Origin of the sequence: Streptomyces sp. NPDC003456 (assembly GCF_042878735.1) — a bacterium.
Lineage (GTDB): Bacteria > Actinomycetota > Actinomycetes > Streptomycetales > Streptomycetaceae > Streptomyces.
In genome coordinates this window covers 78,093-83,476 of record NZ_JBIAOK010000001.1, presented here as the reverse complement: position 1 = coordinate 83,476, position 5,384 = coordinate 78,093, and the positions used below count along the sequence as shown (strand labels likewise).

The 5,384-nt window shown below is 74.6% G+C and carries 4 protein-coding genes; all 4 read left to right on the top strand.

From position 1 onward, the window contains the following. Positions 1-8: 8 nt before the first annotated feature. A complete protein-coding gene (locus ACFYWG_RS00215) occupies positions 9-1,529 on the top strand; it encodes an MFS transporter (protein WP_389198154.1) in 1,521 nt (506 codons plus the stop codon). 114 nt (positions 1,530-1,643) lie between these two features. Further along, on the top strand, positions 1,644-1,826 hold the full coding sequence (locus ACFYWG_RS00210; RefSeq protein WP_389198152.1) for a DUF5302 domain-containing protein: 183 nt from the start codon (positions 1,644-1,646) through the stop codon (positions 1,824-1,826). Positions 1,827-2,192: 366 nt separating this feature from the next. After that, the gene (locus ACFYWG_RS00205) at positions 2,193-3,953 is read left to right on the top strand and encodes an acyl-CoA dehydrogenase family protein (RefSeq protein ID WP_389198150.1); all 1,761 of its coding nucleotides are present in this window, start codon (positions 2,193-2,195) and stop codon (positions 3,951-3,953) included. Positions 3,954-4,032: 79 nt separating this feature from the next. Next, positions 4,033-4,887, top strand: a complete 855-nt coding sequence (locus ACFYWG_RS00200; protein ID WP_389198148.1) for a 4'-phosphopantetheinyl transferase family protein — start codon at positions 4,033-4,035, stop codon at positions 4,885-4,887. Positions 4,888-5,384 lie beyond the last annotated feature (497 nt).

Below are 5,384 nucleotides of genomic sequence, written 5' to 3'. Positions count from 1 at the left end.
GGGATGCCATGCATGAGCCCACCGACTCCGCAGCGCAGGGGGGCCCGACGAAGGCGCCGCCCCGCCCCGCCGGCACTCCTTCCCCCGTCCCCTTGCCGCACCGCTGGCTGGCGCTCGCCGTGGTCACCCTGGCGTCGTTCCTGGACAACCTGGACGCGAACGCCGTCACCGTGGTCCTGCCCGCCATCCAGCGCGACCTCGGGGCCGGCTTCGCCACCGCCCAGTGGACGCTCGCCGGCTACGCCCTGGCCTACGCCCTGTTCCTCATCACGGGGGGCCGGCTCGGCGACATCTACGGACGCAAGCGCCTGTTCATGACGGGGGTCGCCGGATTCACCGTGGCGTCGGCGGTGTGCGGTCTCGCGGGCGCTCCCGAGGTACTGGTGGCGGGGCGGTTCGCGCAGGGCTTCATGGCCGCCCTGATGGTCCCCCAGGCCGTGTCCGTCGTGGTCACGATGTTCCACCGGGACGAGTGGGCACGGGCGTTCGCCGTGTTGGGCGCGGCGCTCAGCATCGGCAGCGTCGGAGGGCCGCTGCTCGGCGGCACACTCACCGACCTCGACGTGCTGGGCCTGGGATGGCGGGCGATCTTCCTGATCAACGTGCCGCTCGGGCTGATCGCCCTGGTGATGGCGGCCCGCAGCATGCCCGAGTCCCGGTCGGAGCAGCCGCCGCGCCTGGACCTGACCGGTGTGGCGCTGCTGACGGCCGCCTCCCTGGGCGTGATGTATCCGCTGATCCAGGGGAGGGAAGCCGGCTGGCCGGCCTGGATGCTCGTCCTCGTGGGCGCCGGCGCCGCGACGTTCGCCGTGTTCGTACGGCAGCAGGGTGTGCGGCACCGGCGCGACGGCTCCGCACTGGTCCCGCCGACGCTCTTCCGGCACCGCTCCACCCGGGTCGGCCTGACCGTGACCCTGCTGGTGTTCAGCGGCGTCGCCTCGTTCTTCCTCGTGCTGACGTACCACCTGCAGACGGGGCTCGGCTGGCCGGTGCTGAAGACCGCGCTGGTCACGGCGGCCTGGCCGGTCGGCATCACCGCCACCTTCCAGATCGCCTGGAAGCACGGCGCGGGCCACCGCCGGACGTGCGTGGCGGCCGGGTCCCTGCTGATGGGCGGCGGTGCCCTGTGGACACTGCTAGCGATCTGGGCGGCCGGCGACGGGCAGCTCGCCTGGCCGCAACTGGCCGCCGCCGAGCTGGTCATGGGCTGCGGGATGGGTCTGACCACCCCCGTGCTGACCGCCGTCGTCCTGGAGGACGTCCCCGCCGACGACGCCGGGGCGGGCTCCGGGGTGCTCAACGCCGCCATCCAGTTCAGCTCGGCCGCCGGGGTCGCCGTCATCGCCGGGCTGTACTTCGGGCAGCTGGGCGGCGAAGCGGGGCGGCACGCCGGGGCGGGGCATTCCGCCACGGTCACGGCGGCCGTCCTTTGGTGCAACGTCGCCGTCTTCCTGCTGACGACCGCGCTGAGCTCCCAGCTGCCCGCCGGCCGCGGACGAAAGAGGTCACCGGCCGCCACCGGATCGTGAGGCGATCCTGTTCCGGGGCGGCCGAATTTAATTGTCCGAACGGAAAGCGCATCTGGCCGGTGCGGAAATTCTGTGCCAGCCTGGATGCGGAACATCCCCCCATCGGAGGTGTATATGACGGGAATTCCCGAAGACAATTCCTTCGAGGCCGACGACCGGGCCAAATTCCGTGAGGCTCTCGTCCGCAAGGCGAACGCCAGTCGGTCCCGCCAGGCCCATGAAGAGGGCCGGCTGCGCGTCAAGGGCATGAGCGGGCCTGCGGGCAAGAAGCGCTACTTCCGGCGCAAGACCGCCTGACCCTCCGCGCGACTACCGGGGCTGTCGCGGGCTCTTTTCGACCATGGGGAGAAAAGGGGCCGTGACAGCCCCCTTCTCTTTTCTCCCGGACACGTGTGCTGCCGCTCCGGTCGCGGTCTCCCGGTGAACTGCTCCACGTCGGATGTCGCCCTCCTGGAGAAATGCTCGCGGATCGCTGGAGGGAAACTCGAGAATCCCTGGACCGGACGGCTCCCAGCAGCGAATTCACGACAACGTCCGGCGCGCCGCCCGAACCGCCCCTGGACCGCGGTTCGAGCGAAGCCCCAGCACCCCGCGAGGGAGCGGGGCGAGGGTGACGTGCGGGCGCGACCGGCCCGTCCCGGACGAAGGAGCTGACGCCGCGTCATGACCACCACCGCCGAGGCCGGCCGGGCGCCGGGCACCGCACCCGGCGACTGGGCCGCGGCCGCGAGCCTGCGCGCGGCCCGGCTCGAGGCCCGGCTCGGCGACCCCCACGACCCCGCCAACCCGCACGGCCTGCGGGCCCTGTTCGCCGCCGACGAGCGGCGCACCCCGCCCCGCCCGACCGAGGAACTCCTCGACGAGACAGGCCTGGCCGCCGAGTTCGTACCCGCCCGGTACGGGGGCCGGCTCACCCGCGCCGACCTGCTGGCCCGCTCCCTGCGCCCCGTGTTCCGGCGCGACGTCGGCCTCGGCTTCGGCCACGGCATCACCTCGCTGTTCGCGGCCGGCGCCGTCTGGGCCGCCGGCACCGAGGAGCAGCGCCACCACCTCGCCCGGCTGCTGCTGGGCGGCGGGCGGGCGACGATCCTGCACCACGAACTCGCCCACGCCAACGCCATCCTGCGTCACGAGTTCACCGCCCGCCCCGCACCCGGCGGCGGGCACGTCCTCGCCGGACGCAAGGATCTGATCATCAACGCCGCCCGGGCCGACGCCCACGTCGTCTACGCCCGCACCGACCCCGCACGCGGCCCCCGCAGCCACTCCGTGTTCCTGCTCGACCCCGCCGACGCGCCGCCCGGCGTGATGCGGCACCTGCCGCGCGTGACGACCTCCGGCATGCGCGGCGCCCTGTTCAGCGGACTGGAGTTCCAGGACCGGCCGGCCTCCGGTGACGCGCTCGTCGGCCGCTCCGGCGAAGGTGTTGCCCTCGCACTGCGCACCTTTCAGGTCAACCGCAGCGTCATCTGCGGCGTCGTCACCGCCGCCGCCGACACCGTCCTGCACTCCGCGGTCCGCGCCGCGACCACCGGCCGCAGCGGCCCCGTCGCCCGCCGCTGGCACAAGCCGCTCACCGGCGTCTTCGCCGACCTGCTGGCCTGCGACGCCATGGCGACGGTCGCGTTGCGCGCCCTCGGTCTGCTGCCCGGCCGCACCCACGTCCTCGCCGCCGCCGTCAAGTACGTCGTCCCCGACCTGCTGCGGGAGAACCTCGAGGAACTCGCCGCCGTCCTGGGCGGGCGCGGCTACGAGCACGACAGCCCCGAGTACGGTGCCCTCGACAAGCTCGTACGCGACCTGCCCGTGGCCGGACTCGGCCACGCCGGCACGGCCTCCTGCCAGTCCGTGATCGTGCCGCAGCTTCGCACCCTCGCCGAGACCGCCTGGTTCGCCGAGCAGGAGCCGCCGCCCGAGCTCTTCCGGGCCGGCGCCGCCCTGCCCGAGCTGGACTACCGGTTGCTCGGCATCGCCGGCGGCGGCGACTTCATGGCCGCCTCGCTGCTCGGCTCCGCCGCCCGCCTCGCCTCCGCCCGGGGCGTCGGCGGGCAGATCGCCGCCCTCGCCACCCTCGCCGAGGCGTTCGCCACCGAACTGCGCGCCCTGCGCGAGACCTGCCGGCGGCTTCCGCGGCACGGCGGACGGGGCCTGTCCGACCCCGCCGTCGTCGTGCTCGGCGACCGCTACAGCCTGATCGTGGCCGCCGCCGCCGTCCTCGGCATCTGGGAGGGCCAGGACGGCAGCGACCCGTTCCTCGCCGACGCCGCCTGGGCCGTGCTGGCCCTGTCCCGCATCGGTGCCCGGCTCGGCATCCCCGTGCCCGACCTGCCCGACGGCTGCACCCTCCAGGTCCTGGACGAACTGCTCCGCCGCTACCGGGCCGGCCTCGGCTGCGACCTGGACGCCACGGTCCTGGCCCGGTGATGCCCCGTCACCGCCGCTTACGGGGTGCGCCCGGACCGGACACGACCCGCGCGACGACCCACGAGAAGGGGTGGACCCAGTGAACCCGCTCACGCCCACCGACCCGGGGTGCGTACCCGCCGACGCCGACCGTGTCAGCGAACCCGTCCACGTCGGCGGCCCCCACGGCCCCTGGCACCGGGTCCGCGAGGACATGCGCTCACGCGGCAACGCCGTCGTGTTCGCGACCTGGGGCGAGTGGCTCGGCCCGGCCGTCACCGACCCCGGACTGCGGCCCCTGCTCGGCCGCGACTGGCAGCGCTACCGCCGCACCACCGACCCCCTGGTCCGCTTCCGGTTCGTCACCTCACGCCTCGTCACCAAGTACACCGCCGCCGCCGCACTGGGCACCCAGGCCGGCGAACTCGACCTCGCCTACAAGATCGGCGGCCGGCCCTATCTGCGCGGACTCGACCAGGTCGACATCAGCCTCACCCACACCGACGACCTGATCGCGGTCGGCGTCAGCCGCAACGGCCGCATCGGCGTCGACGCCGAACCCGCGGACCGCTCCATGTCCTACGACCTGCTCCACGACCACGTGTGCACCCCCGCCGAACGCGCCGGACTGGAGCCGCTCCCCGAGGAGCAGCGCGCTGCCGCACTGCTCAGACTGTGGACCCTGAAGGAGGCCTACACCAAGGCCATCGGACAGGGACTGCGGCTCGGCTTCACCGAGTTCGGCTTCGGCACCGGCAGCGCAGGGCTCCTCGCCCCCGACGGCCGGCCCGCCTCCCGCGGCGAATGGGCCTTCGCCACGCACCGGGCGCTCGGCCGCTACCTCATCAGCGTCGCCTGCCACGACGCCGGCCTCGACACCGCCCGGGACACCGCCCCGCACACCATGCTCGACGAAGGCTTCATGAGCGCCGTCACGGACCTGCTCACCCCCTGACCGCACGCCCCCCTGACCGCACGGCCCCCTGCCGCGGCGGGCCCGGGCCCGAGCCCCGCTCGCGCCCGCGTCCAGGAGCGGTCGAGGATCCGGCGGCCGTACACCGCGCCCGGCTAGTGTCCCGGGCGACGGTTGCGCACGTGAGGGACGAGGAGGCCGTCATGGCAGAACCGGGTTCCCCACACGCCGTCCGGCCCAGCGCGCCTCGCCGCACGCCGTCCCCCACGGTCCCGCGGAGCCCGTCCCCGGCTTCGACCGGTCCCGGAACCGGCCCGGACCGGCACACGGTGAGCGCCCGTCCGCATCCGGCGCACCCGGCCCCTCCGCGTCCGGCGCGCCCCGGTACGGGTGTGCGCCCCCGCCGGGGACGCGCCGGCCCGCGCAGTCGTCCGATGCCCGGGCCGACCCGCCGCGCGCCCGGTCGGCGCCCCCTGCCCCGGCACCCGGCACCGGCTGCCGGCCCCGCGCCCCGGCCGGGTCCACCCGCACGGTGACAC

Coding starts and splice junctions, on each gene's coding strand:
- ACFYWG_RS00215 (WP_389198154.1), top strand. CDS start 9: ATGCATGAGCCCACCGACTCCGCAGCGCAGGGGGGCCCGACGAAGGCG.
- ACFYWG_RS00210 (WP_389198152.1), top strand. CDS start 1,644: ATGACGGGAATTCCCGAAGACAATTCCTTCGAGGCCGACGACCGGGCC.
- ACFYWG_RS00205 (WP_389198150.1), top strand. CDS start 2,193: ATGACCACCACCGCCGAGGCCGGCCGGGCGCCGGGCACCGCACCCGGC.